Source organism: Chamaesiphon sp. VAR_69_metabat_338 (assembly GCF_031423935.1).
Taxonomy (GTDB): Bacteria; Cyanobacteriota; Cyanobacteriia; order Cyanobacteriales; family Chamaesiphonaceae; genus Chamaesiphon.
The window spans coordinates 1-1,986 of sequence record NZ_JANPGM010000418.1 but is presented as its reverse complement, the minus strand read 5'-3'; the positions used below and the strand labels follow the sequence as shown (position 1 = coordinate 1,986).

Here is a 1,986-nt window from a genome sequence, read left to right as displayed (position 1 = left end):
GGGAAGCGGAATTGGCGGAATCCCCCTAAATCCCCCTTTTCAAGGGGGACTAAGATCTGGCTCTTAGCCCCCTTTTTAAGGGGGTTTGGGGGATTCAGATCCCCAAACGCAGCCATTAAACCACGCATACATTTTCTGTGGGAAGCGACATTGGTGGAATCCCCCTAAATCCCCCTTAACAAGGGGGACTTCCGGATCTGAGCAAGCTTTTCAAGGGGGTTTGGGGGATTCAGATCTCCAAACGCAGCGATCGAACCACGCATACATCATCTAAGCCGTTTGCTGTAACTCGGCATATTGCCAATAGGTAATGCCAGATTCATCACGCTTAACCAGCAGCCCAAACCATTCTAATCGATCGAGATTTTCACCAATTGCCTCCAATTTCTTCTGAGTATTTTTGCCTGTAAATTGATTGGCAATTTGTACCACCGTCCATGCACCGCTGCTGCTGCGTAACAGGTCGCGGACGGCGGCGAGTTGGTCTTTGGGTTGGTTCGACCATTTTTGCTGTTCGACGGGGGTTGCTGCGGTTTCTGCTGGGTCGTCGATGCCTGCGAGGGTTGTCTGGGTAGCTTGCACTTGTTCGGGGGCTTGGTATTCGGGGCGGAGCCAGCGGATGTGTCCGTTACGTTCTTCGGCGGCGCGTTCGGCGTTGAGGGCGACGAGGCGTTCGAGGATGGTTTCGGTGATTTCGGGGTGATGTTTACCTGCTAAATCTTGCCAACCGTAGGCGGCAAATACGGCGGTGTCTAGGTCGTCGTGGATTTGTTTGAGGGTGGAGACAAGTGCTCTATTGTTGTAGGCTCGATCGATATCCGTAAATGGTTCGCCAGCGCGGAGTTTTTCTAGCAGGTTATACATTCCAGTGATGGTAATGTCGGGATGGGCGGCTTGAACTTGTTTGCGATGGCTGTCTAATCGATCGCCCAATTCTCGAATCTTTTGCTTTTGTTCTGGGGTAGGATCTGGAAATGGGAAGCAATCAAAACATCTACTGTGGTTATATGTTGAATCATTTCCCACGCCAAGCCAGCCTCCTACAGCATTAGCAAATATGACATGGATTTGACTAGAGATAACTCCAAGAAACATCGCATCATCCGAAGATAAAATCAAAACCTTAGTTTCAGGAAGAGTATCACTTGGAAGAAACTGAAAGACACGATGCCGAGCTGTTCTAGAAGTTGCAATAAATTTTCGGAGATTTGTAAAAGTTTCACGAAACTTTGGACGCGGTTTAGAGTGTAGCCACCAGTTCTTAGCATACTCAATTTGAGAGCTTTGATCTCGCTCAGGCTTTACCCTCTCCATAATCCACTGGTACGCATCTGGGTATTCATCACGCAGATGTTCCTGTGACAAAGCAAGAGTATCAATAACAAATTGTATTCTTTTAACCTGTGTTAAATCTCTTCCTGTGAGATACGAACGAATTAGCTCCTTCCTCGTTTTTTTTGAGAATAGATTCACCTCTTCGGGGGAGAGCACAAAACCTTGCCCAGATAACTGAACACCAGGACATGCTAAACCACGATTAGCTATTAGTCTGATTAAATCATTTAAATCTGTACCAACGGTCAAATCTGAATTAATTTTACCTATAGTGTATTTGAATTTAATCTCATGTTTAACATCATCAGTTTCTCTCTCGTCAGTCGCTTCCAATAGAATCCCTGGTTTTTCTTCACTACTTACCACTGTCATTGCAACTCTAACTTGAGCACCTTCAGTTGAATCAACCCAAGGATGATCTGGAATAGCAAAAGCTAGTGAAACTCTAGAATTGATATGAGACTCAACTAGACGTTTATTAAAGAGTTGAGTCAAACTATTTGTAGTAATTAGCCCAAAACGTTGAACTCCTCTAGGTAATGTTAAGAGGGCAGCTTTATTCCACCAATACATTACAAGATCGGCAGATTCTGGAACTTTTTCCCATGCGTCTCTGAGAGCATTTACATAACCATCCCCTAATGCTAATCG

1 protein-coding gene is annotated in these 1,986 nt (G+C 45.4%); it reads right to left on the bottom strand.

Annotated features, from left to right (window positions below):
• Window positions 1-270: 270 nt before the first annotated feature.
• Window positions 271-1,707, bottom strand: a complete 1,437-nt coding sequence (locus RMO84_RS11580; RefSeq protein ID WP_310488611.1) for a type IIL restriction-modification enzyme MmeI — start codon at window positions 1,705-1,707, stop codon at window positions 271-273.
• Window positions 1,708-1,986 lie beyond the last annotated feature (279 nt).